Raw genomic sequence first — 21,650 nt, 5'->3', positions numbered from 1 at the left:
AGTTCTAGCATGAAGTAAATCACAGAAACAGATTTAGTTCGTTAGCAGCTTGTTGGGATTAACAGCTTCAGAGCCTTTGCGAATTTCAAAGTGAAGCTGAGGTTTGGAAACATTTCCTGTACTGCCAACTCTGGCAATATCCTGTCCCCTCTTTACTCGTTGGCCGCGTCCAACGAGTAATTGATCGGTATGGGCATATGCTGTTACCCATCCATCTGAATGCTTGATCAACAGCATCTGTCCAAAGCCCTTTAGCTCACTTCCCGCATAAACGACCACACCATTTTCAGCAGCCTTCACAGGCGTTCCCCGCCCCGCAGCAATATTGATACCATCGTTGTGAATACCGCCCTCTTTAGGGCCAAAAGATGAAATTACTTTGCCCTTAACTGGCCGCAAGAAATTACTGAATGACCGCGGTAACGGCTTGGGAACCGGGCCGGTGAAATTTTTAGGACTGGCGGGAATAGCGCTTCGAACAGGTGTTTTAGCTGAGGTCTTCGGAACTGCCGCCGTAATATTTGGTCTATTGGTCGAAGGTGAAACACTTGCTGAACGTACCACATTATTTTGCCGTAATGCAGGAAGGTTCAAACGCTGCCCCACATACAGAGAATAAGGTGGATTGATTTTGTTAATCTTCACCAATGCTGTGGTTTCAACACCATACCGACGTGATATGCTGTAAAGCGTATCCCCGGCAATCACAACATGCTCTTTCGAAACCGGCAGCTTAATAGCCTGCCCGACCAATAGCTTATAAGGCGGGGACAAACGGTTCAGAATAATAAGTTCACGAATAGAAACCCGGCGTTTACGAGATATAGAATAGACCGTATCACCACGGTTTACAGTGTATTGAGTGGTAGAAATTTCTGTCTGATTATTTACAAGTTGCGAAGTCGCTCTCGCTTGTTTTTGGATCACAGTCGTTGAACTGCTTTGCCTTAGCTGCCTTCTCGGGTTTCTTTTGGGCAGAGGAATATTTTTAGGTAACAACGCCGGAATTGAAACACCTGCAACACGACCAGTCGTATGCCCCGCTGTTGAAGGACGCGACGGCGGTGTTGGCTTTCGCTTTGGCAAAATAGACGGTGGATAACTATAAACCGTCTGAGTTGGTGTTGATTTTTGTGTCGTTGTCGGAAAGGACGACGGATTGATCGTGCACCCGTACAGCCCTGCGCTTAACAGTACAAAACCTAGTTTCAAATTTGGTAAGCAGGTCCGATTAAACATCAAATTAGTTACGAGCGTATTCCTGTACTACAACCACCAAAGCCAATTAGCTGCCTTTTGGCATCCCGTGAACAAGAGGCACAAACCGTACCTCGCCAAGGTTCTCATGATCAAACCCGTTTTCTGTCCGCGTAATCCTGATCAATTCCTGATTATTACCTTGTGACCCCAACGGTAAAACCAGAATACCACCTATTGCCAGTTGCTCAAGCAGAGCTTCGGGAATTTCCTTTGGTGCAGCTGTGATAATTATGCGTTCGAACGGTGCTTGTTCTTTCCACCCCTTGTAACCATCTCCCAACTTTGTGGTCACATTGTGAAGACGAAGGTTTGTAAAACGTTCTTCTGCCTCCCCCAATAGCTCACGATAGCGTTCGATCGTATAAACACGCCGACATAAACGTGACAAAATGGAAGCTTGATATCCAGATCCTGTACCAACCTCGAGAATCTTCATTCTTTTCGTTACGGAAAGAGCCTGTGTCATCATGGCGACGACTTGTGGTTGGCTCAGCGTTTGCCCTCTACCAATTGGAAGAGCCATATTTTCATAGGACTGATCCTGAAAAGGCCCGGGGACAAAAGCTTCTCTTGGAATACGCTCAATCGCGGAAAGGACGCCGGTATCAGAAATACCACCGCGTCTCAATTCCATAATAAGTCTAATTTTGCGGGCTTCAAGACTCATGGGAACAGAGTTTCCATCTTTGACAACAGACCTTTATCTGTCAGATCGTATTTCAAAGGCGTAACTGTAATATACCCCTCAGCAATCGCTGTCAGATCCGCATTCGGAATAGATGTGTGGTGACTGACAAACTGACCAACCCACAAATAAGGCCGGCCACTGGGGTCATTTCCTTCGACAACGGTTGTTCCCTCGTCCCGATGCCCTTGAGCACAAACCTTGATGCCTTTGACTTTATCAGCAGGAATTCCCGGGAAGTTCACATTGAATAGCAGGTTTCCGGGCTCATCCCACGTTGCAAGCCTCGTAATAACTTCAGGCGCAAACTTGGTAACGGTATCCCAATAAAAAAGACTTTCATCCTTATCATCCGGCCTTAGACTAAGAGCAACGGACCGGGCGCCGAGAATGGCCCCCTCCATTGCCGCAGCCACCGTGCCGGAATAGATAACATCTTCACCCAGATTTGCCCCGACGTTCACCCCAGACAATACGATATCGGGAACCTTATCAGCCATTAGATACTTCATAGCCATCAGAACACAATCTGTTGGCGTGCCATCAATAGAGTAACGCTTGTCATCAAGCTTGCGTTCCCGCAAAGGACGTCTCAAAGTAAGAGAATGACTACTGGCCGACTGTTCGGATTCTGGTGCGACAACCCAGACGTCATCGGATAATTGGCGAGATATTTCTTCTAAAACAGATAATCCTTTGGCGTGGATACCGTCATCGTTTGATAACAGTATCCGCGCATTTGTAAGGCTCTGTATCGTCTTAGTCATTCAAGAGGATACTTTCTTTGCCCCCCATGTATGGTCTAAGAACCTCGGGTACAATAACGGAGCCATCAGCTTGCTGATAGTTTTCCATAACGGCAATGAGACAGCGCCCAACTGCAACACCAGAGCCATTCAAAGTGTGTACAAAAGCAGGTTTCTTCGTTTCAGTAGATCTGAAACGCCCGTTCATACGACGCGCCTGGAAATCACCACAGGTAGAACAGCTAGAAATTTCACGGTATGCATCCTGACCGGGCAACCAAACTTCGATATCATAAGTCTTACGCGCACCAAAGCCCATGTCACCTGTGCAAAGAACCACAACGCGATAATGCAGCCCCAGTTTCTTCAACACATCTTCCGCGCAACTTGTCATACGCTCGAGCTCATCATCGGATTTATCCGGGTGAACAACAGAAACCATTTCCACCTTATCAAACTGATGTTGTCGCAGCATACCCCGGGTATCACGCCCGGCAGAGCCAGCCTCGGAACGGAAACAAGGCGTCAACGCAGTCATGCGCTTTGGCAACTCATCTTCCTTGAGGATTTCGCCAGCAACCGTATTCGTCAATGGCACTTCAGCTGTTGGAATAAGCCAGAAACCTTCTTCAGTCTTGAAAGAATCTTCTGCAAATTTTGGGAGCTGACCCGTACCATACATCACGTGATCACGCACAAGAACTGGTGGTATCACTTCGGTATAACCGTGTTCATCGATATGCATATCAATCATGAACTGTGACAAAGCACGGTAAAGACGGGCCACACTTCCCTTAAGAACAACAAATCGGGATCCAGAAAGCTTCGCCGCCAGCTCAAAGTCCATTTCGCCCAGCTCTTCGCCCAGCTCAAAATGCTGCTTTGCGTCAAAGCCCAGCTCAGGTTTGTCACCAACAGTGCGCAAAAGAACATTATCGTCCTCGTCTTCACCAACAGGAACATCATCGTTTGGTCGGTTGGGAATACCGGCAAGGATTGTCTTAATCTGGTTACCAAGATCAGATTCAGCAGTCTCTTTTTCAGACATACCTTCTTTGATACCCGCGACCTCTGCCATCAGATCCGATGCGTCTTCGCCATTGCGCTTGGCAATACCAATCTGTTTTGATGCTTCGTTACGGCGCGCTTGCATTTCTTGCAGCTCGGCCTGAAGTGCACGATGCTGTTTGTCCAGATCCAGAATCTGGGCAGACATTGGTTCCATATTACGGCGCTTAAGCCCTTCGTCAAAAACTTCAGGGGTGTCGCGGATCAACTTTAGGTCATACATAGGTATCTCTGTCCTTGTACTGAGAGAGACAAAATTCAATTAAAACGATATACTTATCAACAAAGTATACTCAACGCTAAGATAAGCAAAATCTCGATATCAAAGGCCTTAAAAGGGTTCGGTATCAACTGTGCAGCGAACGGACGACCTTAGTCAGGGGTTACGTCAGTCGACTCAGCTTCTTCTTCCTCGGCACGTTTGCGTTCTACCATTTTGGCCATCAGGATCGACACTTCGTAAAGAAGTACAATCGGAATAGCCAAGGCCAACTGGCTCAATGGATCTGGCGGGGTAAATATTGCAGCAACAATAAAGACACCAACAATCGCATATTTACGCTTTTCAGCCATTCCTTTGGACGATGCAATACCCACCTTAGCCAACAGCGTCATCAAAACAGGCAACTGAAAACAAAGGCCAAAAGCAAATATCAACTTCATCATAAGTGAGAAGTATTCATTAACTTTAGCTTCAAGTTCAATAGCAATTGAGCTATCAGTACCTTCAACCTGAAACGCAAGAAAGAATTCTGCGGCAAGCGGGAAGATCACAAAATAAACCAAAGCCCCACCGACAAAAAACAAAATCGGCGACGCGATCAAAAACGGTGCAAAGGCAGATTTCTCGTTTTTGTATAAACCCGGCGCAACAAACAACCAGATCTGAGACAGAAAGATTGGACAGCTGATGAAAGCCCCAAAAAAGAACGCGACTTTCACATAGGTAAAAAAGACCTCTGTCAAATCAGTAAAGATCAATCGTTGCTGACGATCACTGACCGAATTTTCGCGCATCACTTCTGCCAAAGGGGCTGCAAGATATTCAAAAAGCTGTTCAGCAAAAGCGAAACAGGCCAAAAAAGCGACCAACAGAGTGACGACACTCCATAACAATCGCTTTCTGAGTTCAATCAGATGCTCCAGTAATGGCATCTTCTGTTCTTCGGTTGTATCACTCACTACTTAGCTGCTTTTTGAAGAAGTTGTATTATCTACCTGAACTGCTTCAGATTGAACTGTCTCTGGAGCTTTCTCAGGTCCTGTTTTTGTCGAAGGTGTATCCGCAAGCGGCTTTTGAACAGAAGCAAAGGGATTATGATCTTCTTTGTCTTCTTTTGTTATCGCTTCGACACCATCTTTGACTTCTTGTGACGTCTTGGTCAGCGCCTGTGTAGGATCAATAACATCTTCAACCGTTTTACGGATTGATTCGCTATTGGCCCCCTCCAGCGCTTTTCGTGCATCCTGAAGATCAGACTCACGAATGACATCATCAACACCGGATTGGAATTCCCGGGCAAGCCCCTTTGCCTTGCGTACCCATTTAGAGACGGTACGAAGGGTATTCGGCAGCTCTTTAGGCCCCATTATCAAAAGGGTAAGAACTGCAACGACCATCATTTCCGACCAACCGATGTCGAACATTGGCTACTGCTCCTTAGGAATTACGGATCCCTGAACACACCCAAACACAAATACAAATCAATCCTGAATAAGGCTGATTTATGCTTTATCTTTGTCTTCAGAGATTGTTTTGCTTTCTTCCTGATCAGAAGCAGCCGTATCTTTATTCTCTTCTTTTAGGCCCTTTTTAAAGGCTTTAATGCCTGAACCTGCATCGCCCATAAGTTTGCTGAGCTTTCCGCCCCCACCAAAGAGAACCAAAACAACAACTAAAACAATCAGCCAATGCCAAATGCTGAACGCACCCATTACTCTCTCCTTAGAGACAATTACCTTTAATCTGTAAGGGACTATGGCAAAAAGAAAAGGCGCAAGCAACGATTCATACGTCAGAGCACCGAGTGTTTTACATGTGTTGAGTTTTTCAGTCAGGCGTCTTTGCTGAAAAGACAAAGGTCAGGCGCTTATCCAATTCGAGAACACAGTCATTTCCTGTTACCGGAATCGTGTGATTATCAAGACGAGCTTTTACATAAAGATCGCCGCCTAACCCATTGGAAACTTTAAAGTCTACTAAGTTTGATTTTCCGAGCATTCGCGATTTTAGGACACGGGCCTCAACACCAGTTCCATTCACTTTTTTGCCCAAAATAATCCCTTCATGACGCACCAGCACATCCACAGCGGTTCCATGATGAAGATCAGGAACTTCGATCTCGCCAAAAGGTGTGGCAACGTGTCCATCATAGCAAATCCCTTTAAATTCGTTCACTTCCCCAAAGAAGTGCGCAACAAAGGTATTCGCCGGATTACTGTAAAGTTCATTCGGTTGTGCAAACTGAATAATCTGCCCCTTGTTCATAATGGCAACTCGATCCCCCATATACATTGCTTCTTCCGGATCATGGGTCACCATCAAGGTGGCAATGTTATTTTCTTTAAGCACTCTCAGTGTTTCTTCGCGCACCTGATTTCTAAGCCTGACATCAAGACCAGAAAAAGGTTCGTCCAATAAAACAAGTTTGGGGCGTGGGGCAATTGCTCTGGCCAAGGCGACACGCTGTTGTTGCCCACCCGACAGGGTATGTGGGTACGCATGAAGGTAATCAGCCATACCAACTTGCGCCAACGTCTCAAGAACACGTTCTTTACGTTCCCGACCAGAAAGATACTTTAAACCAAATTCAATGTTCTTGGATACATCCAAGTGCGGGAAAAGAGCATAGTCCTGAAAAACAAGACCGACGCTTCTTTTTTCTGGCGGCAAATCGGCTTTATCATCCGCAACAATGGTTTCACCCATTGTGATTGTACCGGACTGTAAAGTTTCTAGTCCGGCCGCCAATCGCAAAATTGTCGTCTTACCACAACCAGACGGTCCTAACAGGCACACGAACTCCCCAGCATTAATCAACAGATTAACATTGTTCACAGCTGGCAGGATGCCAAAATTATGGCTAACATTCTCTAAACAGAGGGCCGACATTTAGTAACCGTCTAAATTTAATACAATCTTTGCAGCAACCTCGCAGAACTGCAGTTAAAAATCAATATCAACTGACATCATAATCCAAAATGTCGCAGTAAGTTGATTGTTTTTTTCTTTTACAGGTAATTTTTTAAACAGGAAGTAAAGTTTGTTCGCTTTCTTCATCGGCCAAATCTTCGCCAAACTCACTGCTCAGTCGATCATCATCTTCTTCTTCAGCGCCTGTTTCCAGATCAACACCATCACCGGATACCGATAGTAGATCACCATGATCGCCAAGGGCCGTAATTGCCGGTCTTGCATCAAGCAATCCAGCAACTTTCAATTCATCAAAGCCCGGAAGGTCATCCAGACTTTCTAAGGCAAAGTTATCCAAAAAAGTCTGGCTGGTCGCCCATGTTACCGGACGTCCTGGGGTTCGCCGCCGCCCCTTTGGTTTGACCCATCCAATTTCCAAAAGCGTATCCAGCGTGCCCTTGGATAAACTAACGCCGCGGATTTCTTCTATTTCTGCCCTAGTAACTGGTTGATGATATGCAATGATTGCCAACGTTTCGACACCTGCCCGCGTCAACTGTTTTGACTGGCTTTGTTCAACTCTTAACAAAGGCGCCATATCAGGTGCCGTGCGAAAAGCCCATCTGTCTTCAACTTTTATAAGATTAACACCGCGATTTTCATAATAGGATTTCAACTCCTCCAGAAGAGGATTCAAATCTCTGTCTTTCTGAAAATGTCTAGAAAGTTGTTCAATGGTTAGCGGTTCTATAGATGCAAAGAGCAACGCTTCCAAAAGTCGAAGATCATCAAAGCGTGTTTCCATCTGTTCCTCCCCTACACCTCATAAACAATCCTCATCCCCGTCACTTTTCAGCTATCCGCGTCGTGCCGTCTTTGATAAATATCGGGCCATAAATTTCATCTTGCCAGAGATCAATTTGCCCTTCCCGACACATTTCCAAACTGGCTGCAAACAAAGAAACCACTGCCGATCTCGCCAAAATACCGCGCTCTACCTTAACCGGGAGAAATCGGCTGAGATCCTGCCAGTCAGGAATAGTTCCAAGAAAAGCTGATAGCCGCTTGATCGCGTCATCCACAGAATGAAGCTCCATATGTTCTATAAGCAGGCTCTTTTCTTCGGTTCGTATCTGGCTGTTTGCATAGGACTTTAACAAATCAAAGAGCGAGACATCATAGCTTGTTTTATGAATAACTCCGGTATTTTCCGGCAACCCCCTGGCAAAGAAATCAATTCCCAGCTGCGGACGAGACATCAACGTCTTGCCTGCATCCTGCATTGCTTGCAAGCGTTGTAATTGAAATTTCAGTGCCGCTGCAAGCTCTGCCCCGCTGGGTTCTTCTTCCCCCTCAGGCTCCGGCAGAAGTAACCTTGACTTCAAATAGGCAAGCCACGCCGCCATGACCAAATAGTCTGCCGCAAGCTCCAGCCTTAATTCATGCGCCTGTTGAATAAAATCTATGTATTGATTAGCCAGCTCAAGAATTGATATCTGGGTCAGATCAACCTTCTGATCCCGCGCCAACTGCAGCAAAATATCAATAGGCCCCTCAAAGCCATCCAACTCAAGAACAAGCGGATGTAGGGCTTTTAACCCTTCTGCCTGTTCTGATCTGTCATCTTCTTCAAAGGGAAGTGTTTCTGACACTGATTTCCTTAAACAACTAGATGATGTTTAGATTAGCAATCGCTTGAAAGAAGGGAAGCATAGCATGAATGGATTTAATTATCACATAACTGATTAAATTCAGGTCCATTCCAATTTGACGACCAATCATCGGAAGGACAAAAATCAAGCCGATAAGAATAATCATGCCGTACTTTTCCAACCGGGAAAACGGAATAGCCAATGAAGTTGGCAAAAGGCCCGTCAACACACGGCCACCATCTAACGGCGGTATAGGCAGCATATTAAACACTGCCAGCATCAAATTAATCTTGATCGCATTTTCCAGATTTTGCCCGACCCAATCAGAAGCAATATCAGGCACCAGCCCAAATACGGCAAAACCGAATGCAGCAATCAGTGCAATAAGAATATTTGATGCAGGCCCAGCCAAAGCAACAAAGATCATATCTCTTTTGGGGTTGTTTAACCGACCAAAAACAACTGGTACAGGCTTAGCCCACCCCAAAACGAACGGAGAACCAATAAAGATCAGCATACTTGGAAGCAATATCGTGCCAAACGGATCGATATGTTTCGCAGGGTTCAAGCTGACGCGCCCGAGTTTTGATGCAGTATCATCTCCGAGCAGGCGCGCGGCATAGGCATGAGCCGCTTCATGGAGAGTAACTGCTAACAGCACAGGTAAAACCCAAACTGATGCACCTAAAAGAAACTCGTTAATATCCATGAAATGAAAAACCTGTGTTTTAGAAATGAAAAGCTCTGAAATTCAGAACCAATGACTTATAGCCAATAAAGTGATTATGACCAGTAAGGAGAGATTATTTCTGTAAGCTCATCGAGAACTGAATTCCACTCAATATGGTTATCTTGGCGCAGTTTCCAAGCTTTATCCAAACGTGCATCCTTCATAGTGTCAATTTCCATCAAGCCCTTGGCAACGGACAGCATTTCCTGCTGATCCCCATTACAATGCAAAGCCAAATCACACCCAGCTGACAGTGCAGCCTTTGCGCGCTCTTCATAAGTTCCCGCCATGGCTTTCATGGATAGATCGTCGGAAAGCAAAATGCCATCAAACCCGATCTCGTCACGAATAACCTGCTTAATCACCGTTGGCGATACCGTCGCAATATGTTCGGGATCAATCGTTTCGTAGATTACGTGTGCCGTCATGCCCCACGGGGCAGAATTTAACAGTTTGAAAGCTTTTATATCTTGGCTTGAAAGCTCATCCCGTGATGTATTTACCTTTGGAAGCTCTTTGTGGCTATCAACCATCGCGCGGCCGTGTCCTGGCAAGTGTTTAACCACAGGCATGATTCCACTGCGCAGGAAACCCTCGACAACCTTTGCCCCGATGGTTGCCACCTTCTCTGGCGTCGCCCCATAAGAACGATCCCCAACGATTTCATGAGCCCCAGGTATTGTCAGATCCAACACAGGCGCGCAGTCAGCCGTTACACCGAGTTCTCTGAGTTCGTAAGCAATCAAGCAAGCATTGAGATATGTCGCTCTAAGTGCTTTGTCCTCATCTTGATCAAAAATCTGTCCAAAGATTGCCGCTGGCGGTGTCTTGCGCCAATGGGGTGGACGCAATCTGGCAACACGTCCACCTTCCTGATCAATAAGAACAGGCAGATCATCATTTCCAGAAAGCGATTTCAGCTCAGAAGTAAGGTTCTTTATCTGATCAGGAGTATCACAGTTTCGGGCAAAAAGAATATAGCCATAGGGATTAATTTCCGAAAAAAATCCTTTTTCCCAATCGGTTAAGCTATGGCCTTCACACCCAAAGATAACTGAATTCAACCCCACAACCTCACTCCCGAACCTTATTTAACTTTCTTGACCAAACAATCACGTTTGGCCGCTTTCAGTTTTGAGCAAAAATCACTCGCGGATTTCTTATTTTCAAAAGGTCCTGTTTGCAGACGATAGCGAACGCCAACGCCGGAAATAGACGCTTTTTCAATAATCGGCTGCTTACTACCCAAAAGATCATTCAACTTGCGCTGCATGTTCTTCCATTCAGTCATTGCGCCACCTTTGGATTTCAAAGAAGCCAATTGCAGAACGTACTGACCAGATACCGGTTTTTGTGAAACAGTCGCCGGAGTTGTTACTTTTGGCTCAGTCTTTTTGACAGTCGTGACTGAAGATGGCTCTGGTACCACAGGGTCTGGTGCTTTCGGAGCTTCCACCTTTTTGGCCACGTCTTCCTCGAATTTAGGAGCTAAAACGGACTCAACTTCAGGCGCTTTTGGTTCAGGCGCTTTTGGTTCAGGCACTTTTGGAATCACACTTCCCTCACCTGTATTGGCAAGAAGTTGCTCTTCAACTTTGGTTGTTTCTGTTTTTTGGGCAACGGATTGCGCTGCTTTTTCAGTTGCATCTACTGCCTGTGCTTCAGCCTGACTGGTCGCGGACTGGGTCGCCGTAGAGTTACCAACCTCTGGCTCTGACGCCTTGGGCGGCTGCGGTATTTCTGGCGGAGGTAAAAGCTTTTCAACTTGTGCATTTCCGCTTGCATCGGAATCATTATTAAGAACCAGTTTATCCTGATGCGGGATAACCATCCCCCCCGGCGATTCCGGTTTGGTTTTTTCCGGTGTCGTTTCTGCCTCTATAAGAGGAATAGCATCCGGTATATTGTTACTTGGCTTGTTATCACCAAGCATAATCAAAATGCCACCGCCAACAACAGCAACAGCAATCAGGCCAAGGCCAATTGGTACAAGCTTTTTAAACAAACCAGCACCGGGATCATCATCAAAATCTAGATCGTCTTCCCAATACTCTTCATTTGAAAAATCGTCATGTATATCCTGAGCATCTTGATCTGTTGATACGCGCATGCTCTCGTTTTGACGCACTTTCTCAAAATCCTTTAGATCATCATCGGAAGAGTTTGATGACATCAGCGCATCTCCTTAGCAGGTTCAATACCAAAGACGTCCAGCCCCGAAGCAATAACAAGGGATGTCGCCTTGACCAGCGCCATCCGCGCTTGTGTCAGATCCTGATCGTCAGTCACGATGAAACGTAACCGTGCATTATCTTTCCCTTTGGTCCAAAGACCATGAAGTTCCCCCGCCAAATCATAGAGATAAAAAGCAATCCTATGTGGCTCATGTGCTTCGCCCGCACTCTCCAAAAGGCGCGGCCATTCACAAAGCCGACGGATCAGGCTTAACTCACCCTCGCTGTTTAGCTGAGGCAGATCTACTTGCTCCAGAGCTTCTATAGAAAGATCCATATCAGGAAACTCGTTCAGTGAATGTTTCAAAACTGAACAAGACCGCGCATGGGCATACTGAACGTAAAAAACAGGATTATCGCGGCTTTGTTCCACGACCTTCTCAAGGTCGAAATCAAGCGAAGCATCATTTTTCCGCGTCAGCATGATAAAGCGAACAACATCTTTGCCAACTTCGTCAATAACAGATCTTAGAGTGATAAAGTTCCCTGAACGCTTTGACATGCGGACCATTTCACCGCCACGCATAAGGTTGACCAACTGGCAGACCTTGACATCAAGGCTACCCTTTTTCTCGGTCATCGCCGTAACCGCAGCTTGCATCCGTTTAATATAGCCACCGTGATCCGCACCCCAAACGTTAATCATGGTGTTAAAGCCACGGCGATATTTGTCTAGGTGATAAGCCATATCCCCTGCAAAATAAGTCCAACTACCGTCGGACTTTTTGATTGGCCGATCAACATCATCACCGAAGTCAGTTGATTTGAAAAGTGTCTGTGGACGTGCTTCCCAATCATCAGGCTTTTTACCCTTTGGCGGTTCCAGCACGCCCGTATAAACCAAGTCGTTGGCTTCCAGAAACTTCATGACTTCATCGACGCCACCAGCTTCAACCAAAGTGCGTTCGGATGAATACACATCCATCACGACACCCAGCGCTGCAAGATCGTCACGAATAAGATTCAGAAGTTGATCAATTGCAAACTTCCGAACTTCAGAAATCCAGTCTGCTTCTTCTTTGCCCAGCCACTTATCGCCGTCTCTATCTGCCAGTGCCTTACCGACATCTTTCAAATATTCACCAGGATAAAAACCTTCAGGAATTTCACCAATATCGTCGCCCAGAGCTTCGCGGTATCTTAGATAAGCAGAGTTTGCCAGAACATTAACCTGATTACCCGCATCATTGATGTAGTACTCTTTGCAAACGTCATAACCGACCTTGGCAAGAAGTGCAGCAAGTGCATCACCAACAACGGCACCACGAGCATGACCAACGGTTAGAGGACCTGTCGGGTTTGCTGAAACGTATTCAACATTAACCTTTTCACCCTGCCCCATATCAGAATCACCATATGATGTTCCTGCTTTGAGGATCGTCCCAACCTGTTCGAACCAGAATTTTTCATCCAGACGTAAATTAATAAAGCCCGGCCCCGCAATCTCTACCGATTTGATAACATCCAGATTTTCAAGACGTGACGCTAAAAGGCTCGCAAGGTCACGTGGCTTCATCCCCGCAACTTTGGAGAGAACCATGGCAGCATTGGTCGCAGCATCACCATGGGAAGAATCACGAGGAGGTTCCGCAGCAACGCGGCTGAAATCCAGACCAGTTGGAATTTCTCCTGCAGCAGCCATATCTTCTAATTGCGCGACAACTTTACTTCTTAAGTCTTTAAAAACGTTCATTTTATCTCAAAATCCAGATTAAAAATCTGTCTATGTTGTTCAAAAGCGTATCGGTCGGTCATACCAGCGATATAGTCTGCGATCAATCTTGCGCTACGCTTTGTTAGTTTAGTACCAGCTTCAAGACGCCAATAGTCAGGAAGCTCTTCTGGGTGCTCTGAATAATGCGAAAAGAGGTTTCTCACAACCTGCTTTACACGTTTACGCATTTCTTTGACTTTTTCATGGCGATACATGTGTTCAAATAAAAATGCTCTTAGTTGTTTTTCCACCTCACGAAACTGATCCGAAAAAGCAACCATTGCCCTATTTTGACAGCGAATATCAAAAGCGGTCTTCGGGTTTGCTTTCCTTATCCTTGTTTGCGTCTCAGACAAAACATCATTGATCATATAGTCAACCAGACGGCGTACAGCTTCGTGGACAAGGCTTTCAGTTTCAAGGTTAGGATATTTCTTCAATACCTGTCGGAATGTATCACCAACCACAGGAATGGGCAAAAGGTCATCAACAGTAAAAAGCCCCGCCCTGATACCATCATCTATATCGTGATTATTATAGGCAATGTCATCGGCAATAGCCGCAACCTGCGCCTCAAGGCTTGCAAAGGAAGACAGCTCCAGATCCCGCGCGTTCTTGCAATACTTTGACATGGATTCTGGTACATACTCTTCCCGGCTGTTCGGCCCCTCAATAGGGCCGTTGTGCTTTGCCAACCCCTCAAGGGTTTCCCAAGTCAGGTTCAGCCCGTTGAAATCTGCATAACGCCGTTCCAGCTGTGTCACAATCCGGAAAGTCTGTTCATTGTGATCGAAACCGCCAAAGGGTTCCATCACATCATGCATGGCATCTTCACCAGCATGCCCAAAAGGAGTGTGCCCAAGATCGTGAGCAAGAGCAATTCCCTCGGCAAGATCTTCATTTACACCAAGCGTTCGACTTAATGACCGAGCAATCTGTGCGACTTCAAGGGAATGCGTCAGGCGTGTCCGAAAATGATCCCCCTCGTGATAGACAAAGACTTGCGTTTTATATTGCAGCCGACGGAACGCAACAGAATGTATAATACGATCTCGATCTCTCTGAAAACAAGTTCTCGTATTGCTCTCAGGCTCTTTCAGCAAGCGCCCTCGACTGCTTTCCGGAGACGATGCATATAATTTTTTCGAATCGTTTTGCGTCATAGCCAAAGACTAACCCTAAGAGAGACTTAGTAAAGTAAAATGAGTTCATGAATATTCATTGACCAAGCTTGCTCATTTCAAACAGATACCCAAAGCTTTAAACACACGATTTACAACTATAAAAAACATCTCTTTTATAATATTTCTATTACTGGATGATCCGTCCTGATACAGTTCCCCGATAACATAAAAAAAATCCTGGGGGGGGCAGTGCTTTGTATCTTTTATGGCGGTGCTGGGGTGCTTTTGTAGCACTCTTAATTACAATATTATCTGTTCTTACAGTACTATCCATTCTGCAGCATAACTCTGTATTATCCAACCTTGTGCAACAACGAATAGCCGTTGTTGTCGAATCAGTAGACGATGCTCTGTCTAAAAATATTGGAAATGACCCTTCTGTTTCAAATATCCCAAATGCGCGACAGATATTGACCCAAGCAAAGGCGCTTGACCCTGACATCAACGCAATCCACATTTTGAACGCAAGTGGTAAAATCGTTCACTCAACGGACAGAACACAACCATTAAATCTCACACAGAACGAAATTAACCTGAAGAGAACGAGTAAAAATGAGACATGGAATAAAGAAAACGATAAACATTTTTTTAGTTACAAAAAAATAACCAATACAAGCGGCCAATTAATTGGAGCTGTCGCAGCAAATTATCCTAAAACTAGCTATAATAACACCGTCGCAAATTTTACCTTCATCGTGATAATTACAGCTCTAATTTTACTTCTACTATTTTCAGGGATTGGATTTATTGTTCTCAGGCTCCGACTTTCAGAAGCTGTAAAATCGGGTAATTTGCTTAAACAATGGTACAAAGCCCGGTCGGATGTTCCGACAGTTTATCAGATCCCAGAAGGCGCAACAAAAGAACAAGTTAACCCGCAATTTATGGATCTTCTAGAGCATCTGAACGCCGCAGATAAAAATTATGACCAAATTGATTCTCAATTAAAAAAATGGGAATCAGAATGCCAAAACGATCGCGATCCTACCCTCGAAGTATTACCTCAGAAAATTGTGATGAGCCCTCTTTTAGATATACGTTTGGGTATTGCTTACCAACGAAAGGTATATACTTGGATTATCGGCTTGATTATCACTGCCACACTGTCTTTAGGCTTTGTCACATACACTTCTGTCAATGCCTCTCTCAAACCAGAAATGGTAAAGCGAACCGACCTTATTTCGCAAATAGCAACAAACAACATTCAACAGAATGTCACCGCTGGAAATCCCATAGAAAGCATAAATAACCTTGAGGACGATTTAAACAACACCCTCACCCATTTCCCCGAGATATCCTTTTTGGGTGTTGCGACAGGAAAATTTATTTTCACTGCTGGTGATTGGCAAAATCCATTTTATTCAACGACACAAGACGCACGTAAACTCCCTATCTACCCTATAATTTCGGATAAAGAGAACGTTGGATACATTATCATTCGACCAGATGTAAATTATATCGCCAAGCAATTTCGTGAAGTTGCATTGGACCTAACTGTCATCGTTCTTGTTGTCTTGCTTTTTGCTTACGAGGTCATTGTACTCGTAATGACGATGTCACTGAGCTCGCCCCTAAACAGACTTAAGCAGCTATCAGAAATGCAAGCCAACGGTGATTATTCCAGTGTTATTATTCCCCGACGCGGAAACTTTACAGAATACTTAATTACCCGACTATCAAACAGGACGCATAGTATTCATAAAAGATATCGAGCTTTGGCAGCATATCTAAAAACCACAAAAGCTAAGGGTTTCTTTCAAGAAGAACTGACCTCTATGGCTGAGAAATTTAAACTACCAACCAAAGGACCTTTGACACTAACTTATCCCTATAAAAACGATATTCGGCTTGCTCTCTTTTTATTCGCTGCCGCAGATGAACTCGCATTATCTTTCTTCCCCTTGTTCACCAGAGCAGCAGAAAATCCTTTAACATGGATTGATCCGGCTATTGTCATTTCCTTGCCAATTGCTGGATATCTGATTGCTTATCTTTTTGCTGCTCCTTTTGCCCGGTCGCTAACAGGTAAATGGGGGCACAAGAAAATGATCCTCGGGGCTCTGATTTTTATTTTCCTGTCAAACTTTGGGATGTTTTTTGCCACCAATGTATTGGAAATCATTTTTTGGCGATCTTTGGGGGGCATTGGATACGCCTTTGCCGTACTTGCTTGTCAGGATTATGTAATTGACTACGAACCCCGTGGTGAAAGAACCAAATCACTTGGTCAGTTCTCAGCTGCCCTTTTTGCCGGAATTTTTGCAGGTACAGCTTTGGGGGGCGTTCTTGCAGATCGATTTGGAACATCCATCGCTTTTATGTTCAGTGCTTTTCTTGTTGTTATATCCGCCATATTGCTTACCCGGATGATCCCCCCAGGGTTAAATACGAAAACAAAAGAAGAAGCTCCTCTGCGGTTCAAGTCCATAGCAGCATCCCTTAAAAATCCTCGTTTTTTTGCCGTGTGTATGGGGCTTGCTGTTCCACAAAGCCTTATGGACCAGGTTTTTATATCCTATCTCTTTTCATTACAGCTTGACGCGCTTGATGCCTCAACTGCAGATATAGCCCGACTTTTAATGGTTTACTTCTTTATGATAATGCTTTCGGGTACTTTATTAGGCTGGCTTACCAACAGTAAAATCAGTGAAAGCTCTATTGCCGTGACAGGCTCCCTGATCACGGTTGCAGGCCTCATACTCACAGCATTTATGCCTTCGCAATGGACTATGTTAATCGCAGCTGCAAGCACCGGGTTCGGCCATGGTCTGCTTCGAGGTCCACAGGTTGAGCTTACGATGAAATTGGCAGAAGGAGAGCTAAAGCACTTGGGGTCAAATTCTGTCCTTGGCGCTCTACGTTTATTTGAAAGATGTGGTAGTATTCTTGGTCTATTGATAATTGCTGCAATCGCAGGATATTGGGGATTACCAACTGCCATCTCATCAATAGGGGTTATCATTTTAGGAGGCTTAGTGATTTTCGTTGTTTATTACATCGGCACTAATTTCATTAATTTATTAAACAAAAGAAAACTGTCTTCGGAATATGAATCTTAAAAAATGAATAGATTTAGGTGTAACGATAACCTATCTATATAGTCAGATTAACAACTAGCCATCAGTATACTGCTTTTATAGATACAGAATTTCTAGTTTTCTGGATCGTAAACATTAATTGTAGGCTTACAGGTTATGAGTAGAATATGACAACAGATGATCAAACTCCATATATCTCATTATCAAGCAGTGCCGCAAAGCGGGTGGCTTTGCTGGCAGAACAAGAAGGTAAGCCGGACTTAATGTTGCGAATAACAGTCTCTGGCGGCGGTTGTTCAGGTTTCCAGTATGGCTTCTCTTTTGACAGTTCTGTTAATGAAGACGATAAAACATTCCAAAAGGACGGCACCAAAGCCGTGATCGACGACATGTCTTTGGACCTTCTAAACGGTTCCGAGATCGATTTTGTCGAAGACCTGATGGGCGCGTCTTTTCGTATAACAAATCCGAATGCGACTGCTTCTTGCGGTTGCGGGACTTCTTTTGCCATCTAATAGTGAGGCGCAACCATGCGCCCGCTTCCTAATTTCAAATCTCTAGTGTGAGCCTTACTCCAATGGTCAAGATCGCGACTTGGAATGTCAATTCCATCAACAAACGACTTCCAAATGTTCTCGATTGGATTAAAACGGCTTCTCCTGATGTCCTTCTGCTACAAGAATTAAAAACTGTCGCAGAGAAGTTCCCCTATCTGGAATTTGAAGAACTTGGGTACCACGTAGAAGTTGTTGGTCAAAAAAGCTATAACGGCGTTGCGCTGATATCCAAAGAACCTATTACTGATGTCATCAGGGAATTACCTGGAGACCTTGAAGATGATCACGCCAGATACGTCGAAGGAACCACCTTTGGCATAAGGGTTGCCTCTATCTATCTGCCCAACGGCAATAACAACAGTAATCTGACGGATGAAATCAAATTTCCCTATAAATTAAAGTGGATGGACCGTCTTAACGCCCACGCCCAAAAACTATTAAAAACGGAACAACCCATTGTTCTTGCCGGGGATTACAACCTGATCCCAACAGACGATGACGTCTTTTCCCCAAAACGCTTTGAGGGCAGCGCGCACACCCATCCAAGTTCAAGAGATCGCTTTCGGGTGATGGAAAACCTCGGTTACACAGAAGCATGGCGCGCACTCAATAAAGAAGCACATGTTTATAGCTATTGGGATTATCAACGCAGTGCTTTTGATCATAACAACGGCATCCGTATAGATTTGATGATGCTGTCACCACAAGCCGCAGATATTCTAACGAGTTGCTGCATAGATAAAGAACCCCGTGGAAAAGAATCACCATCGGACCATACACCTGTGATGTGCGAACTATCTGCCTGACCCTAGGCTAATGACTTAGGCTAGCAATATGTTCTTTCCCCTATTTGATAACCTACCAAGACTCCTTATCCACAAACCATGGGTTACCATAGCCACCATTTTTTCTTGCTGCCTTGTTTATCTTATTCAAGCTATATCACCAGAACCATTTATGGCGCGAATGATATATGCCTTGGGCCTTATCCCCGACGTATTACTTGGAAACGCCCAACGCCCACAGTCTATTGATTGGGTCTCCCCCATATTCACTCTGGTTACCTATAATTTTCTGCATGGCGGCTTTATGCATCTTGCGGGTAACATGGTTTATCTTTGGGTATTTGGTGACAACATAGAAGACGCAATGGGACACCGACGATTTTTTGCCTTTTTTATCTGTTGCGGCATCATTGCTGGCATTGGACAAACCGTTATTACGGGAACATCTCAAACACCTATTGTCGGTGCAAGTGGAGCTGTCTCTGGTATTCTCGGGGCTTACTTGCTGCAATACCCGAAAGCAAAGGTTCTCATTCCGATTTTTATGGTCCCGATCTTCGTACGTGCTTACCTGTTACTTATTTTTTGGATTGGCTTTCAAATTTTCTCAGCCTTTTTACCAGACCAATCCGGTGTAGCCTGGTGGGCACATATAATTGGATTTTTTGGCGGCATGGCCATATTTCCGTTTTTCCGACACAGAACCTTGCCATTGCTTTGCCCAGATGAACTTCCGCGCGGTATAAAAATACGCAATAAATCCAAATTTCACCGAGGATAAGTCAAGGGCCAGTATAATACTCCTAAAACAAGCCCTCGCCTCTCCTAGTTTCCCTTAGATTTGGTAACTTTTTTATTCTTTTGCGAAATAACCATGGACGTGAGCCCATGGATTACCTAATTATCTTACAAGAAACTTAATTTAAGACACGACCTAACGTTAGGATTATTACTGTGCCTGAGTATCGTTCAAGAACCTCCACCCATGGCAGAAACATGGCAGGTGCCCGCGGCCTATGGCGCGCGACTGGTATGAAAGATGATGATTTCGGAAAACCAATCATTGCCATTGCCAACTCATTCACACAGTTTGTCCCCGGCCATGTTCACCTGAAAGATCTAGGCGGACTGGTTGCCGATGAAATCGAAAAATCAGGCGGTGTTGCAAAAGAGTTCAATACCATTGCTGTAGATGATGGCATCGCTATGGGACACGACGGCATGCTTTATAGCCTGCCCTCACGCGAAGTCATTGCTGATGCCGTTGAATACATGTGTAACGCGCACTGTGCTGACGCTGTCGTTTGTATTTCCAACTGTGATAAAATCACCCCGGGTATGCTCATGGCTGCAATGCGCCTGAACATTCCTGCAATATTTATTTCCGGTGGCCCAATGGAAGCCGGAAAAATCGTTCTGGATGGAAAAGAACGTAAACTAGATCTCGTTGATGCCATGGTTGATGCCGCGGATCCAAACGTCAGTGACGAAGATGTTGCTGCGATTGAAAGATCCGCTTGTCCAACTTGTGGTTCTTGTTCTGGAATGTTTACAGCGAATTCCATGAACTGCCTGAGTGAAGCCATGGGCCTTTCTCTTCCTGGTAACGGCTCCTTACTTGCAACCCATAAGAAACGTGGTGAACTATTCAGAGAAGCCGGTCGTCGTATTGTCGAGCTCGCAAAACGTTACTATCAAGAAGGTGATGAGAGCGTGACACCACGTGGTATAGCGAACTTTGAAACATATCAGAACGCTATGGTCCTCGACATTGCCATGGGTGGTTCAACAAATACAATCCTTCACATCCTTGCGATGGCAAAAGAAGGTGGTGTCGAGTTCACCATGTCTGACATTGATGCCCTTTCAAGAAAAGTACCTCAGTTGGCCAAAGTCGCGCCATCCACAACCAAGTACCATATGGAAGACGTCCACCGTGCTGGCGGTATTATGGGGCTTTTGGCTGAACTTGATCGCTGCGGACTAATTCATCGCGATCGCCCGACAGTTCACGAAAAAACACTCGGTGATGCGATTGATAAATGGGACATCATGACCACTGATGATCCCGAGGTGAAAAAGTTCTATTCTGCGGCACCCGGTGGCGTACGAACCACGGAAGCCTTCAGTCAAGATCGCTATTACTCATCCCTAGATGATGACCGTGCCAATGGCTGTATCCACAGTGGTGAGAATGCATTTAGCCAAGAAGGTGGTCTTGCTGTTCTGTTTGGAAACATTGCCTTGGACGGTTGCGTCGTTAAAACAGCTGGTGTCGATGATTCGATCCTGAAATTCACAGGAAGCGCACGCATTTTCGAATCCCAGGATGCAGCAGTAGCTGGCGTACTCAGCGGTGAAGTTGTCGCTGGTGATGTTGTTGTTATTCGTTACGAAGGCCCCAAAGGCGGCCCTGGTATGCAGGAAATGCTCTACCCGACCAGTTACCTGAAATCCATGGGACTAGGTAAAGCCTGTGCGCTTTTAACCGACGGGCGTTTCTCTGGCGGTACATCTGGTCTATCAATTGGTCACGCATCTCCTGAAGCAGCACAAGGTGGCGCAATCGGTCTTGTTGAGGCAGGTGATGCGATAGAAATTGATATTCCGAACCGGACAATTAACGTACTAGTCAGTGATGAAGAACTCGACATGCGCCGTAAAGCCATGGATGCCAAAGGCAAGGATGGCTGGAAGCCTGTGAAACCACGCGACCGCAAAGTAAGTTCAGCCCTTAAAGCCTACGCTCATTTCACAACATCGGCCGACAAAGGTGCTTATCGCGATGTTGATCAATACGACTGATAAGTAAACATCTATTGTTAAGTAAAAAAGGCCGTAGAGTTAATCAAAACTCTGCGGCC

At 45.2% G+C, this 21,650-nt stretch carries 20 protein-coding genes; 5 read left to right on the top strand and 15 right to left on the bottom strand.

The genetic code is table 11. The features are described 5' to 3' along the window. Positions 1 to 33: 33 nt before the first annotated feature. The 15 genes from ACN0QW_RS04710 to ACN0QW_RS04640 all read right to left on the bottom strand — a co-directional run bounded on the left by ACN0QW_RS04710 (position 34) and on the right by ACN0QW_RS04640 (position 14,385). A complete protein-coding gene (locus tag ACN0QW_RS04710; RefSeq protein ID WP_417429204.1) occupies positions 34 to 1,212 on the bottom strand; it encodes a peptidoglycan DD-metalloendopeptidase family protein in 1,179 nt (392 codons plus the stop codon). 73 nt (positions 1,213 to 1,285) lie between these two features. Continuing rightward, positions 1,286 to 1,927, bottom strand: a complete 642-nt coding sequence (locus ACN0QW_RS04705; RefSeq protein WP_417429202.1) for a protein-L-isoaspartate(D-aspartate) O-methyltransferase — start codon at positions 1,925 to 1,927, stop codon at positions 1,286 to 1,288. Then, positions 1,924 to 2,712, bottom strand: a complete 789-nt coding sequence (surE, locus tag ACN0QW_RS04700) for a 5'/3'-nucleotidase SurE (RefSeq protein WP_417429200.1) — start codon at positions 2,710 to 2,712, stop codon at positions 1,924 to 1,926. Before surE ends, ACN0QW_RS04705 begins: the two co-directional genes overlap by 4 nt. Then, on the bottom strand, positions 2,705 to 3,982 hold the full coding sequence (serS, locus tag ACN0QW_RS04695; RefSeq protein ID WP_417429198.1) for a serine--tRNA ligase: 1,278 nt from the start codon (positions 3,980 to 3,982) through the stop codon (positions 2,705 to 2,707). The genes surE and serS overlap by 8 nt, the downstream gene beginning before the upstream one ends. 149 nt (positions 3,983 to 4,131) lie before the next feature. Then, entirely contained in the window at positions 4,132 to 4,941 is an 810-nt protein-coding gene (gene tatC / locus ACN0QW_RS04690) for a twin-arginine translocase subunit TatC (RefSeq protein ID WP_299376175.1), read from the bottom strand. A 3-nt stretch (positions 4,942 to 4,944) separates the two neighbouring features. Then, on the bottom strand, positions 4,945 to 5,406 hold the full coding sequence (tatB, locus tag ACN0QW_RS04685) for a Sec-independent protein translocase protein TatB (protein ID WP_417429196.1): 462 nt from the start codon (positions 5,404 to 5,406) through the stop codon (positions 4,945 to 4,947). 78 nt (positions 5,407 to 5,484) lie between these two features. Further along, the gene (locus ACN0QW_RS04680; RefSeq protein ID WP_046505231.1) at positions 5,485 to 5,694 is read right to left on the bottom strand and encodes a twin-arginine translocase TatA/TatE family subunit; all 210 of its coding nucleotides are present in this window, start codon (positions 5,692 to 5,694) and stop codon (positions 5,485 to 5,487) included. A gap of 115 nt (positions 5,695 to 5,809) precedes the next feature. Beyond that, positions 5,810 to 6,871, bottom strand: coding sequence for an ABC transporter ATP-binding protein (locus tag ACN0QW_RS04675; RefSeq protein WP_417429193.1), 1,062 nt, complete (start codon positions 6,869 to 6,871; stop codon positions 5,810 to 5,812). 133 nt (positions 6,872 to 7,004) lie between these two features. Beyond that, on the bottom strand, positions 7,005 to 7,697 hold the full coding sequence (gene scpB / locus ACN0QW_RS04670; RefSeq protein WP_417429191.1) for an SMC-Scp complex subunit ScpB: 693 nt from the start codon (positions 7,695 to 7,697) through the stop codon (positions 7,005 to 7,007). 40 nt (positions 7,698 to 7,737) lie between these two features. Further along, positions 7,738 to 8,544, bottom strand: a complete 807-nt coding sequence (locus ACN0QW_RS04665) for a segregation and condensation protein A (protein ID WP_417429190.1) — start codon at positions 8,542 to 8,544, stop codon at positions 7,738 to 7,740. Positions 8,545 to 8,560: 16 nt separating this feature from the next. Continuing rightward, positions 8,561 to 9,253 (bottom strand): site-2 protease family protein, encoded by a 693-nt coding sequence (locus tag ACN0QW_RS04660; protein WP_299376191.1) that lies wholly within the window; start codon positions 9,251 to 9,253, stop codon positions 8,561 to 8,563. A gap of 74 nt (positions 9,254 to 9,327) precedes the next feature. After that, positions 9,328 to 10,344 carry a beta-N-acetylhexosaminidase gene (gene nagZ / locus ACN0QW_RS04655; RefSeq protein ID WP_417429187.1) on the bottom strand — a complete coding sequence of 339 codons (1,017 nt, stop codon included), beginning with the start codon at positions 10,342 to 10,344 and terminating at the stop codon, positions 9,328 to 9,330. 17 nt (positions 10,345 to 10,361) lie between these two features. Further along, positions 10,362 to 11,447, bottom strand: a complete 1,086-nt coding sequence (locus tag ACN0QW_RS04650) for an SPOR domain-containing protein (protein ID WP_417429185.1) — start codon at positions 11,445 to 11,447, stop codon at positions 10,362 to 10,364. After that, on the bottom strand, positions 11,447 to 13,201 hold the full coding sequence (gene argS, locus ACN0QW_RS04645; RefSeq protein ID WP_417429183.1) for an arginine--tRNA ligase: 1,755 nt from the start codon (positions 13,199 to 13,201) through the stop codon (positions 11,447 to 11,449). Before argS ends, ACN0QW_RS04650 begins: the two co-directional genes overlap by 1 nt. Next, complete coding sequence (locus tag ACN0QW_RS04640; protein WP_417429181.1) at positions 13,198 to 14,385, bottom strand: deoxyguanosinetriphosphate triphosphohydrolase; 1,188 nt, start codon at positions 14,383 to 14,385, stop codon at positions 13,198 to 13,200. Before ACN0QW_RS04640 ends, argS begins: the two co-directional genes overlap by 4 nt. A 215-nt stretch (positions 14,386 to 14,600) precedes the next feature. Between ACN0QW_RS04640 and ACN0QW_RS04635 the strand changes: the two genes are divergently transcribed. The 5 genes from ACN0QW_RS04635 to ilvD all read left to right on the top strand — a co-directional run bounded on the left by ACN0QW_RS04635 (position 14,601) and on the right by ilvD (position 21,591). Further along, positions 14,601 to 17,465: an MFS transporter gene (locus ACN0QW_RS04635; RefSeq protein ID WP_417429179.1), complete on the top strand. Its 2,865-nt coding sequence runs from the start codon at positions 14,601 to 14,603 to the stop codon at positions 17,463 to 17,465. A 146-nt stretch (positions 17,466 to 17,611) separates the two neighbouring features. Beyond that, entirely contained in the window at positions 17,612 to 17,959 is a 348-nt protein-coding gene (gene erpA / locus ACN0QW_RS04630) for an iron-sulfur cluster insertion protein ErpA (RefSeq protein ID WP_417429177.1), read from the top strand. A 62-nt stretch (positions 17,960 to 18,021) separates the two neighbouring features. Next, on the top strand, positions 18,022 to 18,807 hold the full coding sequence (xth, locus tag ACN0QW_RS04625; protein ID WP_417429175.1) for an exodeoxyribonuclease III: 786 nt from the start codon (positions 18,022 to 18,024) through the stop codon (positions 18,805 to 18,807). Between the two features lie 151 nt (positions 18,808 to 18,958). After that, complete coding sequence (locus tag ACN0QW_RS04620) at positions 18,959 to 19,567, top strand: rhomboid family intramembrane serine protease (RefSeq protein WP_417429173.1); 609 nt, start codon at positions 18,959 to 18,961, stop codon at positions 19,565 to 19,567. Positions 19,568 to 19,740: 173 nt separating this feature from the next. Next, the gene (ilvD, locus tag ACN0QW_RS04615) at positions 19,741 to 21,591 is read left to right on the top strand and encodes a dihydroxy-acid dehydratase (RefSeq protein ID WP_417429171.1); all 1,851 of its coding nucleotides are present in this window, start codon (positions 19,741 to 19,743) and stop codon (positions 21,589 to 21,591) included. The last annotated feature ends 59 nt before the right edge of the window (positions 21,592 to 21,650 follow it).

The sequence above is a fragment of the Kiloniella sp. genome (assembly GCF_048259265.1).
Taxonomy (GTDB): Bacteria; Pseudomonadota; Alphaproteobacteria; order Kiloniellales; family Kiloniellaceae; genus Kiloniella.
Note: the sequence above shows the minus strand (reverse complement) of the source record. Positions and strands in the feature narration are given on the sequence as shown.

Bases quoted from the DNA above. Each gene is read 5' to 3' on its own strand.
- ACN0QW_RS04705 (WP_417429202.1), bottom strand. From the start codon at position 1,927: ATGAGTCTTGAAGCCCGCAAAATTAGACTTATTATGGAATTGAGACGC.
- surE (WP_417429200.1), bottom strand. From the start codon at position 2,712: ATGACTAAGACGATACAGAGCCTTACAAATGCGCGGATACTGTTATCA.
- serS (WP_417429198.1), bottom strand. From the start codon at position 3,982: ATGTATGACCTAAAGTTGATCCGCGACACCCCTGAAGTTTTTGACGAA.
- tatB (WP_417429196.1), bottom strand. From the start codon at position 5,406: ATGTTCGACATCGGTTGGTCGGAAATGATGGTCGTTGCAGTTCTTACC.
- ACN0QW_RS04680 (WP_046505231.1), bottom strand. From the start codon at position 5,694: ATGGGTGCGTTCAGCATTTGGCATTGGCTGATTGTTTTAGTTGTTGTT.
- ACN0QW_RS04675 (WP_417429193.1), bottom strand. From the start codon at position 6,871: ATGTCGGCCCTCTGTTTAGAGAATGTTAGCCATAATTTTGGCATCCTG.
- scpB (WP_417429191.1), bottom strand. From the start codon at position 7,697: ATGGAAACACGCTTTGATGATCTTCGACTTTTGGAAGCGTTGCTCTTT.
- ACN0QW_RS04660 (WP_299376191.1), bottom strand. From the start codon at position 9,253: ATGGATATTAACGAGTTTCTTTTAGGTGCATCAGTTTGGGTTTTACCT.
- ACN0QW_RS04650 (WP_417429185.1), bottom strand. From the start codon at position 11,447: ATGTCATCAAACTCTTCCGATGATGATCTAAAGGATTTTGAGAAAGTG.
- argS (WP_417429183.1), bottom strand. From the start codon at position 13,201: ATGAACGTTTTTAAAGACTTAAGAAGTAAAGTTGTCGCGCAATTAGAA.
- ACN0QW_RS04640 (WP_417429181.1), bottom strand. From the start codon at position 14,385: ATGACGCAAAACGATTCGAAAAAATTATATGCATCGTCTCCGGAAAGC.
- erpA (WP_417429177.1), top strand. From the start codon at position 17,612: ATGACAACAGATGATCAAACTCCATATATCTCATTATCAAGCAGTGCC.
- xth (WP_417429175.1), top strand. From the start codon at position 18,022: ATGGTCAAGATCGCGACTTGGAATGTCAATTCCATCAACAAACGACTT.
- ACN0QW_RS04620 (WP_417429173.1), top strand. From the start codon at position 18,959: ATGGCGCGAATGATATATGCCTTGGGCCTTATCCCCGACGTATTACTT.